At 57.4% G+C, this 25,550-nt stretch carries 16 protein-coding genes; 13 read left to right on the top strand and 3 right to left on the bottom strand.

Features of this window, described 5'->3' with window-relative positions; genetic code table 11:
• Window positions 1-5 precede the first annotated feature (5 nt).
• The 11 genes from nodS (at window position 6) to XH88_RS08840 (ending at window position 15,697) form a co-directional block, all read left to right on the top strand.
• Window positions 6-635 carry a nodulation methyltransferase NodS gene (gene nodS / locus XH88_RS08790; RefSeq protein WP_271615007.1) on the top strand — a complete coding sequence of 210 codons (630 nt, stop codon included), beginning with the start codon at window positions 6-8 and terminating at the stop codon, window positions 633-635.
• 13 nt (window positions 636-648) lie between these two features.
• The gene (nodU, locus tag XH88_RS08795) at window positions 649-2,358 is read left to right on the top strand and encodes a nodulation protein NodU (RefSeq protein ID WP_271615008.1); all 1,710 of its coding nucleotides are present in this window, start codon (window positions 649-651) and stop codon (window positions 2,356-2,358) included.
• Window position 2,359: 1 nt separating this feature from the next.
• Entirely contained in the window at window positions 2,360-3,280 is a 921-nt protein-coding gene (nodI, locus tag XH88_RS08800) for a nodulation factor ABC transporter ATP-binding protein NodI (RefSeq protein ID WP_128948433.1), read from the top strand.
• A 3-nt stretch (window positions 3,281-3,283) separates the two neighbouring features.
• The gene (locus tag XH88_RS08805) at window positions 3,284-4,072 is read left to right on the top strand and encodes an ABC transporter permease (protein WP_271615009.1); all 789 of its coding nucleotides are present in this window, start codon (window positions 3,284-3,286) and stop codon (window positions 4,070-4,072) included.
• Between the two features lie 323 nt (window positions 4,073-4,395).
• A complete protein-coding gene (locus tag XH88_RS08810; RefSeq protein ID WP_271615010.1) occupies window positions 4,396-6,423 on the top strand; it encodes a carbamoyltransferase family protein in 2,028 nt (675 codons plus the stop codon).
• Between the two features lie 167 nt (window positions 6,424-6,590).
• Window positions 6,591-7,703: a nodulation protein NodZ gene (locus XH88_RS08815; RefSeq protein ID WP_271615011.1), complete on the top strand. Its 1,113-nt coding sequence runs from the start codon at window positions 6,591-6,593 to the stop codon at window positions 7,701-7,703.
• A gap of 718 nt (window positions 7,704-8,421) precedes the next feature.
• Entirely contained in the window at window positions 8,422-9,258 is an 837-nt protein-coding gene (locus XH88_RS08820; protein ID WP_271615012.1) for an SDR family NAD(P)-dependent oxidoreductase, read from the top strand.
• 185 nt (window positions 9,259-9,443) lie between these two features.
• Window positions 9,444-11,264: a nif-specific transcriptional activator NifA gene (gene nifA, locus XH88_RS08825; protein WP_271615013.1), complete on the top strand. Its 1,821-nt coding sequence runs from the start codon at window positions 9,444-9,446 to the stop codon at window positions 11,262-11,264.
• Between the two features lie 542 nt (window positions 11,265-11,806).
• Window positions 11,807-12,673: an electron transfer flavoprotein subunit beta/FixA family protein gene (locus XH88_RS08830; RefSeq protein ID WP_271615014.1), complete on the top strand. Its 867-nt coding sequence runs from the start codon at window positions 11,807-11,809 to the stop codon at window positions 12,671-12,673.
• A gap of 1,198 nt (window positions 12,674-13,871) precedes the next feature.
• Window positions 13,872-15,032, top strand: a complete 1,161-nt coding sequence (locus tag XH88_RS08835; RefSeq protein WP_271615015.1) for a GFA family protein — start codon at window positions 13,872-13,874, stop codon at window positions 15,030-15,032.
• Complete coding sequence (locus XH88_RS08840; RefSeq protein WP_271615016.1) at window positions 15,020-15,697, top strand: 2OG-Fe(II) oxygenase; 678 nt, start codon at window positions 15,020-15,022, stop codon at window positions 15,695-15,697. Before XH88_RS08835 ends, XH88_RS08840 begins: the two co-directional genes overlap by 13 nt.
• A gap of 277 nt (window positions 15,698-15,974) precedes the next feature.
• Here XH88_RS08840 and XH88_RS08845 read toward each other — a convergent pair whose 3' ends face one another.
• The 3 genes from XH88_RS08845 to trpD form a co-directional block, all read right to left on the bottom strand.
• Complete coding sequence (locus XH88_RS08845; protein WP_271615017.1) at window positions 15,975-17,285, bottom strand: peptide ligase PGM1-related protein; 1,311 nt, start codon at window positions 17,283-17,285, stop codon at window positions 15,975-15,977.
• A 923-nt stretch (window positions 17,286-18,208) separates the two neighbouring features.
• Window positions 18,209-18,424: a hypothetical protein gene (locus XH88_RS08850; RefSeq protein ID WP_271615018.1), complete on the bottom strand. Its 216-nt coding sequence runs from the start codon at window positions 18,422-18,424 to the stop codon at window positions 18,209-18,211.
• 1,362 nt (window positions 18,425-19,786) lie between these two features.
• Window positions 19,787-20,800, bottom strand: coding sequence for an anthranilate phosphoribosyltransferase (trpD, locus tag XH88_RS08855; RefSeq protein ID WP_271615019.1), 1,014 nt, complete (start codon window positions 20,798-20,800; stop codon window positions 19,787-19,789).
• A gap of 1,794 nt (window positions 20,801-22,594) precedes the next feature.
• Here trpD and XH88_RS08860 point away from each other — a divergent pair.
• Both XH88_RS08860 and XH88_RS39185 read left to right on the top strand, forming a co-directional pair.
• A complete protein-coding gene (locus tag XH88_RS08860; protein WP_208757086.1) occupies window positions 22,595-22,801 on the top strand; it encodes a hypothetical protein in 207 nt (68 codons plus the stop codon).
• Between the two features lie 1,826 nt (window positions 22,802-24,627).
• The gene (locus tag XH88_RS39185) at window positions 24,628-25,035 is read left to right on the top strand and encodes a DUF7694 domain-containing protein (RefSeq protein WP_442868425.1); all 408 of its coding nucleotides are present in this window, start codon (window positions 24,628-24,630) and stop codon (window positions 25,033-25,035) included.
• The last annotated feature ends 515 nt before the right edge of the window (window positions 25,036-25,550 follow it).

The raw sequence follows: 25,550 nt of genomic DNA on the forward strand, positions 1-25,550 counted from the left end.
GGCTCATGACTCAGGACGCAAACCATCAACTATTAGAGCGAGAGTTGGCTGTCGACGACCCATGGTGCCTCGACACTAGTGCGTTCGAGCAGGAGCGATACGCGCAAATGCTCCGGATGTCGCGTTGCAACGGAGATGCGGGGTCTGCCCTCGAGGTCGGATGTGCAGCCGGTGCATTCACCGAGATGTTGGCGCCGCTATGCGTGCGACTTACGGTCGTGGATGTCATGCCGCAGGCAATCGAGCGAGCGCGACTGCGGACTGGGAAGTGGTCACATATTACTTGGGTCGCCTGCGACATTCAGCGGTTCTCGACCACTGAGCAATTCGATTTGATTGTCGTGGCCGAGGTTCTTTATTACCTCAAGGACGTGGTCGAGATGCATGCGGCTATCCGCAACCTAGTGAGTATGCTTGCGCCAAGTGGCACTCTCATTTTCGGGTCTGCGCGCGATGAAATATGTCAACGCTGGGGGCATGCTGCTGGTGCCGAAACGGTGATCACTCTCTTCAAGGAGAGCCTGTCGGAGATCGAGCGTCGGCACTGCCGCACCGGGTCGGCGAACGAAGACTGTTTGATCGTCCGGTTTCGGAAGCCGAGCGACACCTCAGAACAATCAAACGTTGGCCATTAGGCCAGGAGGACGTATGCGCATCTGCGGAATAAAGTTGACACATGACGGAGCAATTGCTGTCGTCGAGGACGGTCGGCTTCTTTTTTGCGTCGAGCAAGAGAAGCGCGGCAACAGTCCACGCTATCAGTCCGTCGACAATCTCGATGCAGTCGTGCGCGCCTTGGCGGAGCATGGCCTGGATCCGCGCGACATCGATCAGTTCGTGATTGATGGCTGGGACGGGGAGAATGAATCGCAGTTCCAGCTCCTAAGCGGAGAGTTGCCGGTCGCGCTAAAAGGCGCGCCATATGTCGAGCGTCATGCTGAGGGCCTCCTCGATTCCGTCGACGGCTTTGGCCTCATCCTCGGAGGCGAGGAGTTTCCATATAAGAGCTACCCGCATGTCACGGGCCACGTCGCGTCAGCATATAGCACCAGTCCCTTCGCCAGCGCGGGGAAACCCGCGTTCTGTCTGGTATGGGACGGCTGTATCTTTCCACGCCTTTACTATGTCGAACCTCAGGGGGCGCGACTCATCGGATCGCTGTTTCCGATGATTGGCCATGCCTATGCTGCCGCGGGCCTTCACTTCGGGCCATACCGGCAGCCGAACCGCTCCAGTTGGGATTTGGGCATTGCTGGCAAGCTGATGGCCTACATCGCGCTTGGCTCCGTGGACGAAAGCATCGTGGAAGTGTTCCAGGAGCTTTATGAAACGCGGTTAGCGGCTGACACGGAGCAGGCCCGTCGCTACCGCGAAAACATCAACAATGCGGAAGCGTCCCTTGCAGCCATTCACGACTTCTTCGAGGCAAGCGCATTGCGCCTGACGGCCAAGCGCGCGGAAGACGTCCTTGCGTCCTTTCATGTGTTCTTGGAACGTCTTCTTGTTAAGGAAATCGCGATGGTTCTGCTGCGGTACTCGTCGCTTCCGGGAGCGCGAAATCTCTGCATCGCCGGAGGTTGCGGTCTCAATATCAAATGGAACAGCGCGCTTCGCGCGACGGGACTGTTCGATGATGTCTGGGTGCCGCCGTTTCCGAATGACAGCGGCTCGGCAATCGGGGCGGCGTGCGGCGCTATGGCAGCGCGGGATGGCTTCGGGCCGTTGGAATGGTCAGTTTACAATGGTCCGGCCTTGCAGGAGAGCGAGGTTCCGCCGGACTGGGAGGCGGCACCCTGCAGTCTGCGTGAACTTGCGTCGATTCTTGCCAACAACAAGCCCGTCATCTTTCTTTCCGGGTGTGCCGAGCTTGGGCCGCGGGCCTTGGGGGGTAGAAGCATTCTTGCAGCGCCGACGTGCTCGGCAATGAAGGATCATCTCAACGACATCAAGCGTCGCGAGCACTTCCGGCCCGTGGCGCCGATCTGTCTGGAAGATCGGGCGCCGGAGATCTTCAGCCCGGGGACGCCAGATCCTTACATGCTGTTCGATCACCAGACCCGGGCGAATTGGCGCGACAGGATCCCCGCGGTGGTCCATCTTGACGGCTCGGCGCGGCTGCAGACAATTTCCCGCAACTCTCCTCACAAAGTTGCTGCGCTTCTCGTCGAATTTGAGCAACTCACGGGCATTCCGCTGCTCTGCAACACGAGCGCAAACCTCCACGGACGGGGCTTTTTCCCGGACGCTGCGGCGGCCTGCCAATGGGGGCTTGTCGAGCATGTCTGGTGCGAAGGCATCCTCTGGAGCAAAACGTTCGTCAAGATACCGTCGTCCACGGAACGACTTCTGTCAGCCTAAGATGAACATGTCCACTGTGGCAATCGACTTTTCCGGCGTGAAAAAGTCATTTGGCGACAAGCTCATCGTCAACGACTTGTCGTTCTCGGTTGCGCGCGGAGAGTGCTTCGGACTGCTGGGGCCCAATGGAGCTGGCAAAAGCACGATTGCACGCATGCTCCTCGGCATGATTTCGCCCGACGTTGGCGAGATTACAGTCCTCGATGAGCCTGTGCCTTCCCGCGCTCGTGCGGCGCGTGTGCGCGTCGGCGTGGTGCCGCAGTTCGATAATCTTGAAAACGAGTTCACGGTACTAGAGAATTTGCTTGTGTTTGGCCGCTATTTCGGCATGAGCGCTCGCAAGATCGAGGCGGTTGCGCCCTCGCTGCTCGAGTTTGCGCGCCTTGAGGCCAAAGCGGACGTGCGCGTCTCCAAGTTGTCCGGTGGCATGAAGCGGCGGCTGACGCTGGCGCGTGCCTTGATTAATGATCCGCATTTACTCGTGATGGACGAGCCGACGACTGGTCTGGATCCGCATGCACGTCACCTGATTTGGGAGCGCCTGCGGGTTCTGCTTGCACGTGGCAAGACGATCCTCTTGACCACCCACTTCATGGAAGAAGCCGAACGCCTGTGCGATCGGCTATGCGTGCTTGAGAGTGGATGTAAAATCGCCGAAGGCAAGCCAGACGCTTTGATCGACGAACATATTGGCTGCAACGTGCTCGAAATCTATGGCGGTGATCTACATCAACTCCAAGAGCTGATCAGGCCTTATGCGCGGCACATCGAAGTCAGTGGTGAGACGCTTTTCTGCTACGCGCAATATCCGGAGCAAGTCTGCGTGCATTTGCGCGGGCGAGCGGGCCTTCGCGTTCTGCAGCGCCCCCCGAACCTCGAAGACGTGTTTTTGCGGTTGACCGGGCGCGAGATGGAGAAATGAGCAATGAATGAGAGTTATGCGTCGGTGATGCCGGCTAACGCTTACAACTGGATCGCGGTATGGCGACGAAACTTCATGGCATGGAGGAAAGTCGCGCTTGCATCGATTCTCGGCAATCTCGCAGACCCCATAACCAATCTGTTTGGTCTTGGCTTTGGCCTCGGACTCATCGTGGGACAAGTTGAGGGAACTTCGTACATTGCTTTTTTGGCAGCGGGTATGGTCGCGGTCAGCGCGATGACATCCGCGACCTTTGAAACGCTATATGCAGCCTTTGCTCGCATGGACGCCAAGCGCACTTGGGAAGCAATTCTTTCTACTCAGCTCACGCTTGGCGATATCGTCCTGGGTGAACTGGTGTGGGCGGCCAGTAAGTCCGTTCTGGCCGGAACAGCGATCGGAATCGTCGCCGCCACGACGGGCTATACGTCATGGCCGTCCATTCTGTATGCGATGCCCACAATCGCCCTTACTGGCCTCGTATTCGCGAGCCTTGCGATGGTCGTCATATCTCTCGCACCAAGTTACGACTACTTCGTGTTCTACCAGACACTTGTCCTCACTCCTATGGTGTTCTTGTGTGGCGCGGTCTTTCCGACGAGCCAACTGCCCGGTTCATTTCAGCACGCTGCCGCCATGCTGCCGCTCGCACATTCGGTCGACCTTATTCGCCCAGCGATGCTTGAGCGCGGCGCCGACAGTGCTGCCCTGCACGTAGGTGCGCTCTGCGTATACGCGGTCTTGCCCTTTTTCGCGTCGACAGCGCTATTTCAGCGCCGGCTTCTGCGTTGACATGACATGAGCGAAACGGAGAAGGTCGAATCAATGCAGTGTCACGGTAGGTACCGCGGTAGCTCGCGAGTGACCTGGTCTGTCACAGCTTCTGCACTGACCTTAAGAAGCCACGATCGACCCACGCCTACGGCCGCCTGTTCGGCCGATCGGTGTCGGACGTCAGCACCCTAATTTGTGAGCGCCTGTTGCTCGACGCTGAGACGGACCTTACAAAGTCGTGTTGTGCTGTCTGGCTCTCGCACCTGCGGAGCGAAACAGTACAGATTAGATCGGTGGGACGGTGCAGTTGGCCTTCCCGCCATGGCCAGTTGGAGAACGGAATGTTGTGCCTGGGACTGAGTGGCGGACTTGACAGAATCTATGAAAGCTCTCCGGAGCTGCCGAATACATTTCTTCACGATGGCGCTGCGGTTCTTGTGCAGGATGGCCGCGTAATTGCTGCTGTCGAAGAGGAGCGCCTCAATCGCATCAAGCACTCCAACAAGTTCCCTAGCAATTCGATCCGTTACTGCCTTTCTACCGCAGGAGTCGAGCTCGGAGACATCGACCGTATCGCGTTCTACGCGACGGAAGCCTACTGCAAAACCATGCTCGAGCGCCTTTCTGTTTCTCAGCCCGTTCCGTTGGACGCCAAACTGTTGCTGCGGCAGCTGCTGGCACGGGAGTTCGGGAACGAGATCGATCCGTCCCGGCTTTCCTTCGTGAATCACCACGAAGCACATGCCGTGAGCGCGTTTGCCATGTCCGGGTTCGAGCAAAGTCTCGTCTTTACGATCGACGGAGGTGGAGATTTTCTCTCAGGCTTATTGGCGGTAGGGTCCGGCACCGAAATTGCGCAACTTGTAAGTTTCCCAGAACATAACTCGTTGGGACTGCTCTATCTTGAGACGATCCGATATCTCGGCTACGGGATGTTCGACGAATACAAAGTGATGGGGCTTGCACCGTATGGTGATCCCAATCGCTATCGCGAACTTTTCGCGCAGTTCTACGAGCTATTGGACAGCGGTGGCTATCGCGTTCACCTGGACCGAATCGGACCGGCCCTGGTCCGCAACATCCAAGTTCGGCGAAAGGGAATGCCATTCACCCAACAGCATCGAGATGTCAGCGCGTCGCTGCAGGAAGCGCTGGAGCGGATCGTCCTTCACACCCTGCGGCACCATCGTGAAGCGACAGGCATGAAACGCTTGTGCCTAGCTGGCGGGGTGGCCCACAATTGTACGCTCAACGGTAAGCTGCTTTATTCCGGACTATTTGACGACATCTTTGTTCAACCCGCGGCGCACGACGCTGGTTGCGCACTCGGCGCTGCATTAATGGTATCAAACGAGCTAGGTAGGCCAGCGCCGCGCAAGCGACTGCCGGACGTTTATTGGGGGCCCGATCTGGGGAACGAGCAAGCCGTACAGCTTGAGCTCAACGCATGGTCAAGCCATCTCAACATTCAACGCAGTGATGACATAGCATCCAGTGCGGCAGACTTGATGGCAAATGGCGCTGTGATCGGCTGGGTTCAGGGGCGCTCTGAATTCGGCCCACGTGCGCTTGGTAACCGCAGCATTCTTGCCGACCCCCGTCCTGCGGGAAACAAGGACCGCATCAACGGGATGGTCAAGAAGCGGGAAGGCTATCGCCCCTTTGCGCCATCTGTACTGGAGGAGGATGCGAGCGAGTTCTTTGAGCTCCCGGACGGCACGTGCCAGCTCCCCTTCATGAACTTCGTAGTTCGTGTGCGTGAAGACAAGCGTAACGTGCTCGGTGCGATCACGCACGTTGATGGGACCGCTCGGCTGCAGACCGTATCGCGCAAGACAAACCCGGCCTACTGGGATGTAATTAATGCATTCAAGAAGCGAACGGGCATTCCGATTCTTCTAAACACCTCATTTAACAACAATGCCGAACCGATCGTGCAGTCCGTGTCAGACGCGATCACCACGTTCTTGACGACTGACCTGGACGGACTTGTTGTTGGGCCGTTCCTCGTCAGGAAGCGACCAACATCACTGGAGGATTGGAGTGCGCTAGGCGTTTCATTGCCACCGTATGCATCCCTTCATCGTGTTCGCTCCCACACAGCGCCAGATCGTCAGGACACGGTCTGCGAGATCCGCACGGGAGATTCCGCCCACCACAGTATGCGTATCTCACCTGAGCTTTTCGAGATGTTGATGCGAATCGAGGGCGAGGCGTCGCTCGGGTGGCTTTTCGAACCAGCCATGCTGGACCAGGCCAAGCGTGAAGATCTTGTGAAGGAACTGCGGCTCGGATGGGAACGGCGGTGCATTCGCCTGCATCCGCTACGCGCGGCTTGCGGCCACAATGAAGTGCAAAGCGGAACATAGCCGTAAGTCATGAGCATGGCTATGCCTATGCGTGCATGTGAGGGGACCAGGCCATTCGATGCACAGCGGGCCATTGGGCATCTGGACTTCGGGCTGGTCGATGCAACACCGCTGAAGAAAGCACGGAAAGTATTGAGAGAACGCGGCCCAGCACGGATAACCCCGCTATGAAGTTCTACCGACGCAGCTCGCCGGTACTGCGATCGCAGGCCCTGACGTCGGGCGAGAAGATGCCCGAGATGTCTGTGTTGACATCTCGTGTCCAACCAGGAGCGCACGAAAAGGCAAGGCAGATGGGTAGTGGTTCGAGGAATGATCGGTTCGTAGTGTCCCGGCGACGTACGGGGTTCGGCGACTGTCTGTGGTCACTGGCGGCAGCCTGGCGTTTTGCAAAGCAGACAGGACGGACGCTAGCCATCGATTGGCGGGGATCTTGTTATCTTGATGAACCATTCACCAATGCCTTTCCAGTCTTCTTCGAACGGGTTGGTGACATTGCAGGTGTGCAGGTAATTTGCGATGACGACATCAATCAACGTTCGTTTCCGGGACCATTCTTTCCGGCATGGTGGAATAAGCCATCTATCGATTGCGTCTATCGCCCGGACGAGCAGATTTTCCGGGAACGCGACCAACTCGATCAACTGTTCCAAAGTCAGAGAGATAGCGACGCTAACACGGTTGTCTGTGATGCCTGTTTGATGTGGCGCTGCGATCAGGAGGCGGAACGAGAAATCTTCCGGAGTATCAAACCGCGACCTGAAATTCAGGCTCGGATTGATGCCATCTACCGCGAGCACTTTGAGCCGTACAGCGTCATCGGCATTCATGTCCGGCATGGCAACGGCGAAGATATTATGGGGCATGCTCCTTACTGGGCTGACGCGGAGCGCGCCTTGCAGCAGGTCTGTAATGCCATTGATAAGGCCAGGGGTTTGCGCCACGCCAAACCTGTGAGGGCGTTCCTGTGCACGGACAGCACGTTCGTCCTTGAGCAGGTTTCGGCTAAATTCCCTGATGTTTTCGTGATCCCAAAGCAGTTCCAGGCGCCTCAAGCCGGCCCATTGCACAATCCGGCCCTCGGTGCCGAAGGTGGCTTTTCTGCCCTCACCGAGATGTATCTCCTAGCCCGCTGCGACACCGTGATCCGTTTTCCCCCGACGAGCGCCTTCACGCGCTATGCGCGTCTTTTCGCCCCACGCGTTATAGAATTCGATTTGAACGATCCGGGCCGCTTGATCCTCATTGAGGAAGACTCGCAAGAGCTCATGGCTTCATGAAAGTCGCAGACCCGCTTGATCGATCTGTCAGCCGCTCTGTACATCCAAGAGCACTGGAAGATCTTTCCTGCGACGATTGTCTGCCCGTGTTGCAGTTGCCGCGAACTTCCAGCGGCGAAGAGAACGAAGCGGGGGTCGGATGCTCTCGGCTGAGGCGCGACTTCGACAAGAACGGCCCTAAACTGCTGCTTCAGCAAAGGAGGAGCTCGTCGTCGTCTTCGTTTCGGGCGGGCCACAAATGGAAGCTAACCGGCGCTCAATAACGGATGAACATTTCAGCACGCCAGCTCGTGTTTGGAACCGACCCGCCCGATCCCAGTGCTGCTCAGAGCATCGCGCGATAGATCAAATCGACCGCCTGGCGAATCTAACGTGCAAGCCTGGTACGTCAGTTTTTGAGTTAGCGCGGCTAATGGCTGGGGCCGTTATCCCGAGCGATCTTTGACCTCGACGAGAGGTGCCGGCCAGCCGCAGGCTTGTACGCCTGCGCGATCAAGAGAGCGAACGCGGCGGGCCCTTTCATGAAGGAGGCGAGTGTGCTCGAAAACTTACGTAGCGAATTCACCATCGCTGTCGGAAAGCTCACCGCCGCTGTCTTGAATCCGCCAAGCATTCCGTGTGCGCGACATTAGGACGCAAAACGGAAGTGGATTTACGTGCATCGCAGTGGCGCAAATCCTGCTACGGGTGCGCGGGCGCAACAGTAGAGGAGGCGGCCGTGGGTCTCGATCTGCCAAATGACAAACTGATCAGAGGCCCGCTGCCCGAAGTACATTTGGATCGCCTCGTTGAGGCCGATAAAGCGCACGTTGATCATGGAGAACCGAAGGCGATGTTGCTCACCGGGGCATCGCGCGGAATTGGCCATGCCACCGCCAAGCTATTCTCAGAGGCGGGCTGGCGCATCATTTCTTGCGCGCGCCAACCGTTCGACGGCGACCGATGCCCCTGGGGGGCTGGGAATGACGATCACTTCCAGATCGACCTCGGCGATCATCGAATGCTGCCGCGCGCGATCACGGAGGTCAAGAAACGCTTGGCCGGTGCGCCCTTGCACGCGCTGGTGAATAATGCCGGTGTCTCGCCGAAAACGCCCACTGGCGATCGGCTGACATCGTTGACCACGTCAACCGATACCTGGATGAGGGTCTTTCACCTTAATCTGGTGGCTCCGATCCTGCTGGCGCAGGGTTTGTTTGATGAGCTAAGAGCCGCGTCAGGATCGATCGTGAATGTGACGTCAATTGCGGGCTCGCGGGTGCACCCATTCGCCGGTAGCGCCTATGCGACCTCGAAAGCTGCGCTTGCGAGCCTCACACGCGAACTGGCCCACGACTACGCGCCGCATGGCATTCGCGTAAATGCGATCGCGCCCGGCGAAATCAAAACCGACATGCTATCGCCGGAGACGGAAGCCCGTCTCGTTCCAAGTATCCCGCTGCGCAGAGTGGGGACCCCGGATGAAGTGGCCAAGGTCATCTTCTTCCTGTGCTCGGATGCGGCGAGTTATGTCACGGGTGCTGAGGTGCCGATCAATGGTGGGCAGCACCTGTGAATCGGCCGGCGCGGCGGCGAAGCTGACTTGAACTGCAGCAACCGCACTCGTGTTCTCCGCTGACGGCGCGCATACAATCAACAAAAAATGAATCGAAGGCACACTGCAAGTTTACTGTCGTGCCATGAAAAAGTGTCACGGTTCGATGTCATGTCGTCAACACTTGGCGCTAGATCGAGAGTGACATGCAAAACGAAGCTCGCCAATCCGGACATTGCTCCAGGGAGGATGATCAGGACAACGGAGACAGGCTCATGCTGCATATTCCTTCGTCGAGCGAAAGACCTGCCTCGCAACCGGAGCCGGAGCGTAAGCCCCCGGAGGAGCCGTCGCATGAGAACGCGCTGACCGGTATCTTGGAAATATCGAACATACTCAATGCTCCTGGCCGGCTCGAAGTCACCTTGGCCAACGTCCTTGCTGTGCTGCAATCGCTTCTGCCGATGCGACACGGCATCGTCTCACTGTTCAGGGATGACGGTATGCCAGAAATTACAGTCGGCGCCGGCTGGAGCGAAGGCACTGGCGAACGTTACCGGAGCTGCCTGCCGCAGAAAGCAATCGACGAGATTGTAACGACAGGCAGGCCACTTGTCGTCGAGAACGTAGCCGCCGAGCCGGCCTTCAACGCTGCCGACCGGGAGGTCCTCGGCGCCTCCGAGAGTATGCCCGTAGCATTCATCGGGGTTCCGATTCGTATTGATCAGGGGATCGTTGGCACGCTGGCGATCGACCGAATCCCGGAAGATAGTTCAAGTCTCCGGCTCGAGTACGATACGCGGCTGCTCACCATGGTCGCCAACCTGGTGGGACAAGCAGTAAAGTTACATCGCTTGGTCGCCGGCGATCGCGAGCCATTGTTAGTGGACAAAGACCGGCTAGAGAAGCAGATAGTTGACAGTGGGCCGCCCGCTCGGGAGCGCAAGAAGCTTCACGCCCACGCGATCATTGGCGACAGCCCGGCGCTGAGCGGGCTGCTCGATAAGATTGCAGTTGTAGCCAGATCGAACAGCACGGTTCTGCTGCGTGGCGAATCCGGCACCGGCAAGGAGCTCGTAGCCAAGGCCATTCACGAGTCCTCGGCCCGTGCTAAGCGGCCGTTCGTTAAGCTGAATTGCGCGGCGCTCCCTGAGACGGTTCTGGAATCGGAATTGTTTGGCCATGAGAAAGGTGCCTTTACCGGTGCTGTCAGCTCCCGCAAGGGGCGCTTCGAGCTTGCTGACAAAGGGACGCTATTTCTTGACGAGATCGGCGAGATCTCAGCTCCGTTCCAGGCGAAGTTGCTGCGAGTTCTGCAAGAGCAGGAGTTCGAACGCGTCGGCAGCAATCACACGATTAAAGTCGATGTTCGAGTTATCGCTGCGACCAACAGGAACCTTGAAGAGGCCGTGGCAAGGAGCGAGTTCCGCGCGGACCTTTATTATCGTATTAGCGTAGTGCCCTTGTTGTTGCCGCCGCTGCGCGAAAGACGTAGTGATATTCCGCTGCTCGCCAGAGAGTTCCTCAGAAAGTTCAACAGCGAGAACGGCCGTACGCTCACCCTAGAGGCGAGTGCGATCGAAGTACTGATGAGCTGTGGCTTTCCGGGAAATGTCCGCGAACTCGAAAACTGCATCGAGCGAACAGCGACGCTTTGTGCCGGATCATCGATTGTGAGAAGTGACTTTGCATGCAGCCAAGACCAGTGCCTTTCCACGATGCTGTGGAAAGGCACATCGTACGGCAAAACAGACCAGGCGGCACCGATGCAACCGATGCCTGCAAAACCCATCATTCCGCTAGCTGAAACGACCCCGCCGCCGCAGTCTGGCTGCGAACTGGCCTCATTGGCACCTCCCGGCACGGTTCTCGTTAGCGGTGCGAGGATGGCCGATCGCGAGCGGGTCATTGCGGCCATGGAAAAATCTGGCTGGGTGCAGGCCAAGGCAGCGCGCCTACTTGGACTAACCCCGCGCCAAATCGGCTACGCGCTGAGGAAATACGGAATCGAGATAAAGCGGTTCTGAACGGCCACATCGGCCGGAACTGATACCGCCAAACCGATAGGTGAAGACGATCGGCCTAGCCAGTCCATGCAATCTGAAGGGAATGGGTCCGTCCGCGGCGACGACTTGGCTGCGAGCGCAGCGACCGCGAGGAGGGCTGATCTGTTCAGTAAGAGATGGAGCGTGCGCCATGAGAGCCTCACCTGCGGGTCATGCAATCGCGAACCGCCAGTTGCTCGTCACGTAAAGGGCTATCATCCCGGTGCTGAATCAAGCCGGATTAGCGAATGAAATGCTTATTGACCCTCGATCGGTCCGAGGCGCGCAGGTGATTAGCGGCAGTCATCCCGCGAGCAGTCCTGCCGTCACTTGCCTGGTGTGCGCTCAGGAACAGCGCTGTCCGAGCCCTGACTTGTGTCGGCATTCGTTCGTCAGGAAGAGCAGCCTAGAGAGGCGCATTACCCGGTTTGAGCCTTTGTGACCGCAAGCCGAGTCCAAAACGGCGGGGATGGTACAACACTTGCTGTTCTCTTCGCAGCTGACGCAACTTTAGGAGTAACCCCGTGCATAATGTTGTCTGCATCAAACAAGTTCCGGACTCGGCGCAGATCCGCGTGCACCCCGTAACCAATACAATCATGCGTCAGGGAGTGCCGACCATCATCAACCCATATGACCTCTTCGCGCTCGAGGCCGCGCTGGAGCTGCGCGATCGGTTCGGCGGCGAAATTACCGTGCTTACCATGGGACCGCCATCGGCCGAGGAGTCCTTGAGAAAGGCACTGACCTATGGTGCTGATCGCGCCGTCCTACTCACCGATCGCTGCTTTGCGGGATCCGATACGCTGGCCACAACGTATGCACTTGCAACAGCGATCCGGAAAATCGGTAAGGAATATGGCCGGACAAACCTCATCTTCACGGGAAAGCAGACGATCGACGGCGATACTGCGCAGGTTGGTCCCGGCATTGCCAAGCGACTGGGCGTAGGCCAGCTAACTTACGTTGCGAAGGTCAGATCCTTGGACGTCGCCAATCAAACAATAGAAGCGGAGCGACGCTCGGAAGGTGGTGTGCAGGTTCTGCACACCAGATTGCCCTGCCTCATCACGATGCTTGAGGCGACGAATCAGATTCGGCGCGGAGCGATGGCGGATGCCTTGCGTGCCGCGCGTGCCACAATCGTGAAATGGAGCGCGCAAGATGCCGGTGTCGAAGACATCTCCAAATGCGGGCTCAAGGGCTCGCCAACTGTCGTCAAACGTGTGTTCGCTCCCTCTGCGCGGGCCGAGAAGGCGGCGTTGGTCGAGTGCGCCGAGCAACCGGCGCAGGCGTTGATAGACGCAATTTTCTCGCATCAACCGAAGCTCGAAACCGATCTTGCGGCACTTGCTCGTGAGGCTCGATCTGGAGAGTCCAGGAAATCTTAGCAATTACGCTCCAGGGAATGTATCAATGCCGCGCCCGTGTCGATGAGCGCGCAACATGTAGCTACGAATCTCGGCCAGCTGCCAACAGAATCTGGCGTCCGTCGATCTCGCGATCAACTGGGGCCGCATGGTCCGTAGACCACGTTATGGTTACGGTCGATGCCCGGAATCGCACGGGATTGTCGGGATACAGCCAAACGGGCCTGCGCATATTCCAGATCCTCCGTTCGGTCGTGTTCGACGGCGTGGAAGGCCACGGCTTCGCCCGTAACAGTCGCGAGCGAAGAACGGAATACGTCAGCGACCCTCGTCACCATACTAGCGCTGCCCTCTGCGCGACAAAAGAGGCTGTCGCTGGCTTTAGGGCGAAAAGCCAATCTATGCGGCGCCCTTCGAGGCAATCTCCACGATTCAGCAGCCCCGTACGCCTATGCACGGCTGCTGGCCGTTCGCTGTTTGGTTACTAACGGCGGTGGGCAGCCTCTCAAGTGCCATGCACTTGCGATGAGGAGAGGTCACGAGCATATAGCAACCTCTTCGGACTCTTACGAAGCGAATTCATGAGTTGGCATGATGATTGCTGTGAGCCGATAAGAACTAAGAGGTGGTAATCGCGAACCTGACCCACCAGAGACCGGAGGCCCTATGAGCTCGGTAGGTACGAATTGGATTTTGCAATGCTGTACCAAGCTGACAGCGCTTCGATGAAATGGCGGCAGCAGCAACCGCGAGGGGCTTGGCTCATTCACCCCAGATCGCGAAGCTGCAAGCTGGCCGAGCGAGCAGGTGCGCTACTCGCGCACGCGACATTAGCCTCAGCATGGCGTGCGCGGCGAAGTATCCACGATGAGCTTCCACGCGCATGCTGGCCGAGGCTGGCATTGCCGCATCGGATTGCTGGTGGACCGGAAACCAACGGATCCTCGCCGCTCCATCAATGAACGCATTCCCTTCGATGTGCATGAGCAGGACAGAGCATGCCGCTGTCTGCCCCGCCAAGGAAACTACGAAAGTTCGCCAGAAAGGTGAGCGCAGTCATAGGTCCTTCGAAGTCAATGAACTCAGGACGGTTAATAGCTGGTCCGGATACGGAGTTGCTTCGTCAACGACCGGTTCGCTTCTCATCTGCAAGGGTCAAATGACATCTCGAGCGTCTCAATTTGCACCGGATCACCCTCCGAGGATATCCTGCGAGTACTTGACCGAGCAAGCGCAAGCCTTGTTCGGTCCGCATCCCTTCGCCTCGCAGATGTCCCAAGATCAGGTCGCCGGCCTGCTGCCTGAATACCTGGCGATGTCACAGGCGTTCCCGTACCTGCAGGCAGGGTCCCAAAGGGATCTCATATTCGATGCGATGAATCAAAATCGGGATCTTGCGAGGGACATTGAACTAACCAGCGTGGTCGCCAATTTTATCTGCTGGGATGAGACCGGCGGCCATGGCCGGATTCTCCAGGGCGGCAAGGCGGCGCTACCCGATATTCTTTTGACGGAATACTTTCACTCCAACCTCTTGAGAAAGGATGCCTCGCAACTACTCGGCAGAGCAATACTGCCCAACTATAGCGACAGGACGAAGCAGTACCTGCATTCTCTCTATGCCGGATTGTCATCGAAAGACGCCCTGGTTCGTTGCGCCTACATGGTCGCGTTTGAACTCCATGCTGCGGATATGATCCAGTCGCTGTGGACCACTCTGGTAAAGACCTTCAAAGCGCGGCCGGACGATCTCGAGTATTTTCGCGTTCATGTCGGTGGAGAGGATCCTGCGGAGAGGTACCACGGAGAAATGACAGGTCGGCTGATTGGTAGACTCGTGCCGGCTGGGAGTAGTGATCGCTTTTTGGATGAATTCGGTCGAGCCTATGAGCTCAGCGTCCAGTGGTGCCGCGATCTGCTCGGAATGGCCGTGCGCACGGGAGATGATCACTCCGAGATCCAACATCGTGGGCGTTGTCATTGTGGCTCTATCAAGTTCCACGTCAGTGCGCCCCGAGAGCTGTCCGCAGTTCGATGCAATTGCTCAATTTGTCAAATGTCTGGATTTGTCCACTTGCTCGTAACTGGCGATAAGCTACGCATCGAGTGCGGTGAAGAACTCCTCACTACGTACCAGTTCAACAAGAACATTGCTCGGCACACGTTTTGCCGGCTTTGTGGCGTAAAGCCGTTCTATAGGCCGAGGTCGAGCCCCTCCGGGTTCAGCGTAAATGTTCGATGTCTGGATAGAAGGACGATCGAGCGCATAAGAATAACTGAGTTCGATGGCGAGCATTGGGAGCAAGCATTCGCGTCATTGCACCAGGACCCGGAGTCATGCTTCGAAAATAAAAGGAGTGAGCTCGAATGGCGCGCATAACGAATGATAAATCTCGTCTGCTTTCAGAAGAAGTTCTGACAAAGTACCGCGTAGAGCTGTTAGTAAAAGGGACGGCCGTGATCGCCCCCCAGATATTGTTCACCCAAGACGACTTGGCGAAGATCGATCAGCTGCAAGCTGATATCCCGGAAGAAGAAGTGCGGGAGGGAGATGCCGGCGACTTGCACAGGGTCTTTGTCAAGCGCGTGAGGGTAGACCCGCCGGGCCGCGCGCCGAGCAACGTGAGTGGGACAGCTGCACGGCAGATCATGGAGCTACTCGAAAGTAAAGACCGCGGCTTCGCGCTAAGCAAGATATTCGGAGCATCCTCAGATTACGTGGTTCGCCGATGCCAAATGCATCGTATGCCGCCGGGGTCCTTTGTCGGTATCCATTTGGACGCGGAGAGCGATCCGGATTTCGAGTACTCGGTGATTGTGCAGCTAACGAGAGACTTCAACGGCGGCGAATTCGTGGTATATCCAACGGGGTACGAACAACACGTATTCCGACCGCCATTTGGCGCCGTGATTGTCACAACATGTAAGGTTCGGCATGAGGTAAGGCCGGTGTTGAGCGGGGAGCGCCGATCTCTCGTGTACTTCTGTTCGAAACGCGGCGGCGCGAACCGCCGGGTCGTCGAAAGTTCAACCGCTCGGCTTTAGGGTGGCGCCTGATATGGTTCTCTGAGAATCGGGCGGCCAGCGAGCTCTCTGGAGAATTAAATAGCTTTCCCGTCTTGTGGTCGGACTGACCAGACAGTTCTTGTCGGAAGCGATGGCTAACATTGATCTATGTACGGCCACGACACATCATCCGACCAAAGCTTATTCCGTGATTGTGGTCATCTTCGTCGCTGCGAGAACCACGGGGGCGCCTCGGCGGTGCGCGATAATGTACCCCTGGCAGCGGCGCCGAATTGAGCGGCTGACGGTGTGTTTGCTAGGACCTCAATAGTCGGTGTTGCTGATCGTGGGCCGCCGGCCTGTTGGGCGCAATCACAACGCACTCCACAGTGCCAGCCTCTTCGTCGGCGGCAAGTGGGATCACGCCCTGCTTACGGGCGCGGTCGAATATAAGTCCATCTTTGACGAAACGATCATGGGCGGCTTGGAAGGATGGTGATCGCACATTTCTTACTGATAAAACAACGTTGGAACCGGAATAGTCGAACCCTAGCAGACGAATGGCGATGTTGTGTAACACCGAGCCGCCACCCCAGCGGCCGTTCGCTTCATTGAACAGCAACCGTCCATCTTTAGCGAAAATGGCGTCGATGTTGATCATTCCGCGATATCCCAGGTCGCGCGCTAGTGCCACAAATCGGTATGCATGCGCCTGGGCAGCCAACCATTGCTCATTCTCCAGGTCGCTAGGAAGCTCGAGCCCGGTCCAGATCAGAGCTCTTTCGGATCGGTCTGTGCTTTTGCGCAGACGTATGCTTCCACTATTGATAAAAGAGATTGATGCATCATCCTGGATTGCATACTCGAGATAGAACAAAGATTGGGCCAAGTGGTACGATTCCACGACAAGCGTCTTACACGAGGCTGTTGTCATCTCAGACCAAAGTGCTTCGGGATCAAATGACGGCCATGAAATCCACCGAGTATCCCTGGCTCCAGGTAGCGGATCGCTCTTATTGCTGGTCAAGATGACATTTCCGACTCCACCAGCTCCATTATCCAACTTTACAATGACCCTGCCGGTCTCGGATTTGAGGGAGGTGACGGCTTCGAATAGTCCATTTGGGTCTGTCGCGACTGACCCATGAGGGAGCGGAAGTGCGACGCTGGTTGCCAATTGGCGGAAGTGGCTCTTGCGGTTCAACAGATCAGGCCCGCGCTGCAAAGCGAACTCGTCACCGCTGTTCGATATCCCTAGCATGGCCGCCAGGCGTGCCACGCCTTCGGTAGGGTAGCAGGGATACAATCGCCAGGCTGATTTCTGACGAAGATGTCTTTTGATTCGCTCGACAACAGTCTTGGACAGCAACGTACAATCATCGAGGATCGTCGATTGGCGGCTCGCAGGTACAAGCAGGCGAAGACTCGATACATCGAAATCGAGCGTCCCGCCAATGAAGGATAGCAGATCCGCCGGGATCACGACCGGGGAGACTATCAGGTCGCCCTCCTGCGCAAACCACGCTGAACGATGTGCCGAGTTGGCGGCCAGCGAAAGTTGAGCTTTTGTTAGAAGGGCGCCCGACATCTGAGGCGTACCGGCATTCATAATTATGATCCGCGGCATTCTCGGCCTCCGGGTATCTGGACGTGATCAGGATGGGATCGTCATGGCGACCATGATGTCCTTTGCCATGCCGTGGGGAGGTTCTGAGAGAGCGGAGTTTTTGGGCCGTCTCGAGTCACCTACGATGTAGCGCGAGAGAACGACTTGTCTCCGATCTGCAGATCTCGCTTGACAGCTTGGTCGCGTGACGAGTCGCTTCAGCGAAAGGGCTTTACGTCGCCTAGCGCGGTGTTCGGAATCGTTCGCGTGAAATGATCTCGCGGAGCACGCTAGAATGGGCTGTGACCAAACACGTGCGATCGGCGCTTCCGCCTCGATCCCGCCTCCCCGTCGCTTGGTCGCATAAACGCCCGGTGCTTCTTCCCAGCGCGCATCGGCTCGACCGATCAGCTGCATTCGGCCGCAGCTGAATATTCCGTATTCGCTCGCTCTATTCGGGCTGTACGGATATTCTCGCCTGAAATAATCGAGAGTTGTGTTGCCGCCGTGAAGTGGAAAAGATCCATCGGTGTCGCAGCGTCCAATGTCCCCGGTGAGGCTGGGAACCTCGGGTCGGTCTCCTCTCTGGACACCAAAGCGGCTTTCGAAGGTACGAGAGGCCCGCTCGATGTGTCGACTGAGGACGACAAAGCTTGGCGTTTTCCGGTCGAAATGGATTACTGTTTTGTCGAGAGTATACGTATTGTGTCGCTCGACCAGGGTCGAGCAATCCAGTTGGCTATTCATGTGTATCAGGTCCGCATATTATGTCTGCGCCGACGCGCTTCAATGGAACCCCGGATCCTGGCGATGCCTGGGTGATATGCTTCGGTTGCCCCTTGTACATGCTATGATCACAGCGTCTTGGCAGAACCCGGCTTTTGATGGCTGTCATGGGTTGCGAAGGATGGATATCGCTCGAGGGAAATCGGCCGTTCGATCACTCACTTTGCTCTGCTCTGCTCTGCTGCGGTCGTGTGCATCTGTCGGTAGTGATAGGCGCACCACGAAGAGGTGTTCTTGCCGCGCCTTTGATATACAGGCTCGCCGCACATATAGGCCGCTCTCATATCTCCATCTTTGAAGCCGATGATGTAACGGCACTGGCCTTCAATATGATCAATTAACAGGACCTTCTTAAGGCCGTCCGGGTCTTTCAACTTTCTGCTCCAGCATGCCAAGCAAATGTCTTCGGTGCCGCGCTGGTTGCGCGGAGTCACACGCGCGGGTCACTCCTCGAAAACCTGCGCGGGCTCACCATCTGCCGCACCTTGCGCGACCGAAATGCCTTGCTAGGTGCGGGAAAGCAGTTTGAAAGTAGCGGGTTCGGCAAACTGAGTTTTTGCGTTGCTGCGCGAGACGAGAGGCTTGCTAGCAAAGCAGCGCCACCTAGGGGCTTGGGGTAGAGTTCCACGCCCACAAATGCTGAGCTTATAGGCTCTCTGGCGGAGCGGCCGCCGACAGCCGCATGATTCGGATCAGAAATTCCGAACCATTTATGGCTACGTGCGAGCTCTGCCGCCGCAATCGGAACTCGCTGCACAGCCCTCCCGAGCGACGGGTTATAGAGAATGAGGAGCATGAGCGGCCATCGGTCCGCGGATCTGACCAGCTGAGGCATTCGAAGTCCTTCACACCCAGATGGGTGCCACCCCAGGAGCCTACGATTTAACGCTACGTCAGATTCAAGCCTTTTTTGGCCGTCTACGGGAAAGTGGCCAAGCTCACGCTGGCCCAAGCAGCCCGCCAAGGGGCTGTCGCAAGCATGTCAGCGCTGCCCTGGTTGGGCTGTAGCCCTGTGAGGCCTTTGATGAGAGATTCGACGAATGTCCGGCGGCGTGTCCAACGCACGTTGGTCGCTGACTTCCGTCGAAAGTTAGAGTTGCTCACGGCGCGTATGCGGGAATCACCATCGGCGGTCAGTCTGAGAAGGGCGAGAGTCGTGGCGCTTAGCAATCTCGATTGGCCACCACTGGACGAGCGAGCAGGTCGAAGCCCGGCTTGGCGGCAAGTGTTTTAGGCGTGTGCGTAAAGCACGGTGTCGACCTGACAGTCTCTCCGGCATGTAGACGGAGTCGGCGCACCTAATGCGCTCTCAGGAGAACACGCCGTTTTCCCTCAAGAAGATGCTCATCCAGGATCTCGTGCAGCGCACGCCGCAGCTCTGGCGGTATCGAGCTATCTGTATCGATCAATTCCCGAAACTTCCGAATGATGTGTTCTATCGTTGCGATCGTTCCGAGTGCTTCAGTCCTTTGCCAAGGCATCACCGATTATCTCCTTTGGCGCGCAACGCACGTTGCGGCGCGAGTCCTCACCTCAGCGACCTGGCCTCGAACAGCCTCTAGGATGAAGGGGTGGCTGTCGGGTCACGTGCTCAGCGCGAGTAGTTTTGACAAAGACTTGGGCCGGTGGCGCTCACTCAAATTCCACAAGAACTGACGCGTATTGCGGCTGCAATACTTTCGCGCGCGTAAGCTGCACTCTTGACCGCATTGATCGAGCATCAGCCAACTCGGCTCTCAGGCGTTGGAAACCGCGATCAAGCGATTCAGTCGGGCGGCTGCCGCGCCGCGATCAAGTGATTCTTGTCCAAGTGCCATGCCTTCCTGTAGGTTCGACGCACGACCGGCCACGACCAGTGCTGCCGCCGCGTTCAAAAGTGCGGCATCACGAAAACGTCCTGGCAGGCCATCAAGCACTTTTTGTAACGCAGCGGCGTGAGCCTCAACATCACAGCTCTCCAACGCATCCGCGCGGTAGCGGGGGAGCCCGGCTTCTTCCGGCGTCACTTCGAACGTGCGGACTGTACCGGCCTCAACCGCAGCAACGAAGCTTGTCCCGGTGAGGGATATTTCATCGAGCCCGTCCGAGCCATGAACAACCCATACCGAATCGGCGCCCAGGTTGCTCAAGGCGTGCGCCAAAGGCTGCACCCATTCGGGAGTGAACACTCCGAGGATCTGCCGCTTGACCCCGGCCGGATTGGACAGAGCCTCGATCAGATTGAACATCGTGTAGGTTCCAAGCACGCTCCGGATCTGGCTGATGCGCTGCATCGCAGGATAGCCGGCTGACGCAAACATGAAGCCAATGTCGGCTTCGCGCACACAACGTGCAATCGCGTCAGGCTTGAGATCGACCTTTACGCCGAGGCGCCCCAACACGCCTGCGATGCTCGAGCGCAAGGATGCAGCGGGGCTGACATTCTTGGCGACGGGAACGCCGACCCCGGCGACGATGAAGGAAGCGCACGTCGATACGTTGAGCGAACACATAGCGGTATCGCTCGTGCTGGTGATATCGATGGGCTCGCATCGCATTTCCACCTTGGGCATTATATTTCGCATTGCGGATGCGGCGCCGGTGACTTCTTCGACTGTCTCGCCGCGGACCCTCATCCCAATCAACAAGCCACCGATTTGCGAGGGAGTTGCGTCACCCGACAGCATGCTGTCGAACGCTGACGCAGCCTCTTCACGCGTCAGAGTGGCGCCGCTGGCAACTTTGGCGATGATCGACTTGAGCGGTTCCATCTAACTTTACACGTTCCTTTGTCCAATCTGCGGGCTGACCGTTCAGCCACGCGCCTTTGCAAACCGCATGCCTTGTCGCAGCTGCCGGTCTATTCGCACGCTATGCCGCACTTGTCCTTGAGGCGGCCGTCAGCTGAACGTGGGCATCGGTGGCGACGCTACAACCTGACGCTACGTGAGGGTCAAGCTCTCTCCATCGATGGTGCCGTCGATCGGATAGTGGCGGCTAGTCTTGGCTTTCCGGGCGCCGGCGCAGCGGAGCCGCTGATGGGCTTCCCACGCACTATGAGTATAGCGTGCTGAAGAGTTCAGGCCGAGCTCAGCTGGCTCTGAGAAATAAATTCGCCGGGCGCAAATGAGCCTGTGCACGACAGCCTTCAAGAAGCGAGGACGCGTCCTTGATCCGCCCGCATGAAGAGGTGAGCCGCCCGGCGCCCCCTAGAGTGACGTGTTGCACGTCAAGCTGGGGCGACGTCTGGAGAGGAGTCGGACGGACAGGTCGCAGCATCTTCATTTCGAGCCGCTGCTCTTATTGCTGATGTCCCGCCCGGAGATCACGTCGCGACATTGCTGACTGAGGCGATCTTGCCTGGCTCTGAGGCAGGCAGTGATAGCGGTGCGATCTGGTATTTGACTGCTACAAAGGCGGAACACGTCTTCCATGCAGGCCTCTTTCTCCTCTGCGGTCGGCGTTCGATCACGCGCGTTGAGCGGCCCGAGCATTACAGTTGTCATTGCCAGGCCGAGAGCGATGGGGCGGTAGGAGAGTCTGAGGCACGAAGCCAACTGAATTCGTTGTTTTCGTTTCATAACATTTCATTGATTCGGTGGAGCTACTTATTGTTATTGCCCCGCGGAGCGCATCACCCTGCCACTGTACGGAGCTCGTCATCTGTCCAGCATGACAGGGACGCCACCTTCCATACCGGCAGAGCTTCACGAAAGGGGGAAGTACTAGCGGTTGCGCCGACGCAGCAGATGATCCTTTTGGAGCTGCTGGCGGTTGTGCGGCCGGTCCATGCCTCGATGTCTCGCGGCATTGCTTGGGCCTGCCTGACCATGACCTGGGGGACTATGGGGCGGCCTAATCGGGCCGATAAGTGACGGAGGACTCGGCACGATGCCGGCTCGAAGCGGCACAGGCCAGCTCTGGCGACGCAAAGAGATCAGGCAAACCAGATGTGCTTAGGTCGTTGTCGGTCTTGCAAGAGCGACCATGATGACGCGCTGAGACAATGTTTAGTATCATCGCCCTTCTGTTCCACTTTATGTGAAGAGGTTGGATGGAGTTATCTGTGAGGTAGGTCTCGTCTTGCGTCGGGTCAGGGGAGACTGCGGTGATAGGAGTCCTGCCGTGCAGACCTCGCAACGCGCGATTTCGTCCAGCAGAGACAGGAATAGCATTCGATGAATCGCGGGCAGGTCTGCATCGGGATGATGTTAGGCTCTCTCTTCGATCGTCCTGGGCGAGTGTAGGTACTTGAGACATTGGCAATTCTCGTGAACTGTCAGGAATCACGCGATTGTCGGAGGTGATCTCCACTTGTCCAGAATCCTACAATCTGACGCTGCGTGCGATTCAAGTCTCTTCGTGGGACCGATGGTCTTAAGATGTCGGTGCCTGTGCATTGTTCCTACAAGGATCGTCTGCAACGCGTACTCAGCCGTTTCTGAATTATTAGTCTGGACTGGGGCTGACTGCTTCGGAAGCCGCGGCGGCGAGCGTGGTTCCTACGTGATGATACGGAGCGGCGGTGTCGCAATTCTTTGATCTACGAGTTGCATGCTCTCGGCATGAATTCGAAAAGCAAACTCTACCAGCCCGATCACTGGCTAGGCCGTGCAGAAGCAACACGAAAGAAAGCGGCAGGGCTCGATGACGGAAAAGCCAAAGACAGGCTGCTTAAGATCGCCTTGGAATACGACAAGTTAGCGCGGCGTGCCCTCGTGTGGCAGATGCGCAAAAACGAGGACGATACGTGGCCTGAGCAAGAGCTTTAGAGCGTCGCTACCGCACATAAAGGCCTCAGCCTGTTATACCCGCTCCAATGGCTAGGCAGACATCGCTCAGCAAGCGAGTCAATCCCGCCTGCACGGGCGTTGCGGGAGCCAGGGGCGAGGCGGCCCGACCGTCCTGGGCCAAACGCACGTGACGGCGGAGCTGGCCACGTGCCCAACGTTCCTTCAGGTCACCTTGCTTCCTCAGCTTCTCGAAAGCGAACTTTAACATGACGGGAATGGGGAGTATTGGTTCTCACTTGCAGTCAATCCGTTGCCGCTAACGACGACGCCAGGATGCCACCTGCGCACGGACGCATTGACCTGCTACTGGTGAATGTTTGGCACTTACTCGCGGCTGCAACGGCATGTCACTGTCGCCAACTTGAGCCATCTGGGTTATGCGTCGACTTTCCCTTTGCGGCCGCCGGAGCAGGGCATATCCAGGTAGCAGCGAAGTGCGCAATGGCATCAGGTTGTCCGCAGCCGTGGTGGCCGCGGCTTGCAATAGGCCCTAGGAGCCCCCTCGCGCGGTTGCCACGCGCGAGAGTCTTTCAGAAGAACGATGTGACGACCCAGTAGATTCCAGCCCAAAGCAGCGCATTTATGAGAAGTGCGGCTAAAAGGCCCCAGTTCAACCTCTTCCGGGGTTGCAGGGAGGGACGATCGGCGCCGAAACCCTTGATCATTGAGTGCTTTGTTGCCCGCCAATTTGTCGTTTCATCGTGCTCAACGCCGGTCAACTGAAATATGCCAAGCTTTGCATGCCTCCTATCACTCATAAGTTAGCAGTCCTCTTTCATAGCAGTATGAGAATCGATGATCGTTGCCTGGCGACCACTCGGCCGACCCCATGCATCCTCGGTACAGCAAGGTCGCGTTCTGGCAGCACAGCAAGCGACATGCCAGGAGGTAGAACTGTCGGCAGCGCTTTTGATGAGATGGGTTCGTCAAACGGAGCCGTTTCGCGACGTCGAAGTCGCGACATTCATGTCGGAAACAACACCCGCATTAGCAGCAAAGGGTGAGCGCTTCGCGAGTGACATGCCGTAGACAACGCGTTAAGAGCTGCATCTTAGTGACGCGGAAAAGATCAGGCGATATTCGCCGTTGCAGTCAATGAGATAGACTATTCATTGTTCCTGACCGTTAGCTTACGACCAAGATCGCAGGCGATCCGCTGGATGTATCAGTTCGAAGAAGCGGCATGCCAGACGTCCGCGGCTATCTGTGCCGAGTTGGACGCCATAGAACTGAATCATTTTCACATAAATGCGCATTAAGACTGTTCAGCCTTGGCGAGGAGGCCGCGAGTGATCGTACTCCTCACGAAGCAAGTCGCCCTCACATATCTGGTGCCGTTACTGGTGTTGCCATCATCATGAGATCTAAATGTCGCCCCCAATAGGGGCACGCCATGATGAAGACCAATTCGTTGAAGAGGAGGTGAAGCCTCAAGAGCCGCCGACTTCGTGTGCTCGAGCGGGATGTGCGCTCTGCCGGCGATGAGCAGTGAATGCCTGGCAGCAATGGCAAACTGCGTCGCCTCGGCGAGGCTCAATGACGATTTACATAAGTAGCAGGAAGGTCAGATCGGTGGGTCAATGCGCCCAACGCGCGTCGTGCTACCGCCCATGCTCGGGCAACCAGCGGCACCAAGGCCGCAATCGAGCACGAGAGGAATAAGAGGAGCGTGCGCTTTTGCGGATGGTACGCCGTAGACTGAGTCAGGAGCGCTGGGCCGAGAAGCTTGACTTGTTGCGCGACAACGTCATCTACGTAGAGCTTAGGGCTATTCGAGAGGCAAAGGAGCGGGCGTGCGAGCGCAGATGATAGACAAGCTGGAGGCTGGCCGTGTGCAACATGGCCAGTTCGCTACTGCTCCGGGATCAGGACCTTGCGGCCTGTTCTTTGTACAGGGGCCTTGCGGGTGTGAACTCAAGATAACTGCATTTGTCCATCCTGGCTGGGAGCATGTCGCTGTTTCGACCCCGCGGCGTTGTCCAAACTGGGAGGAGATGTGCTTTGTCAAAGACCTGTTCTGGGATGAAGAGGAGAGCGTCATGCAATTGCATCCGCCACAATCGCGGTATGTGAATAACAGCCGATATTGCCTTCACTTGTGGAGACCCACTTATCGAGACATTCCGATGCCGTCCCCGAGCTTCGTAGGCGTCGTTGGATTAAGTCCCTCAGATGCGGCAACGTTGTTCGCGCGGATCAGCGCGACAGCATGACGGGCTGAGTTAACAACGTTCGAGCAGACGTGTCGAGCGGTTGCTGGAGCACACGTTCGGCGCCCCAAAATGAGGTGTCACAAGCGGGTGTATGTCAGTCTCGCTCGACCGTTGCATTTTGCACGGCGGGCTGCTCTGAAATACCGATGTCAAACAGGAGCTGCTAACGCACCCTGATTCGGGGGGAATGTCTGCACCATTGCTATAGCGGGAACGATAGGTCGTAATTTGGGTCTTCGCAGGTTCAAACCAGTTTTTGCGGATCCGTGCTGAAGGTGCCTGAGCGGCAACAACAGCATCTCGCTGGCCGATGGTCGATCACGGAGCGATTTGAAGACGCGAATTGCGCACTCTTTGGAGGCGAAGTTGTGCCGGCCGAGCGGCGCCTGCGTCACTGTGCAAGAGTAACTAGCTGGTCGACCACTGCCTCACACCTGCAGCCGCGCTCGTGAACAGGGACTGTCGCGGAACCAATTTGCCGACGCGGCGGTAGCTTCCCCAAGCTTGTTTGGTGG

Origin of the sequence: Bradyrhizobium sp. CCBAU 51627 (assembly GCF_028128765.1) — a bacterium.
Taxonomy (GTDB): domain Bacteria; phylum Pseudomonadota; class Alphaproteobacteria; order Rhizobiales; family Xanthobacteraceae; genus Bradyrhizobium.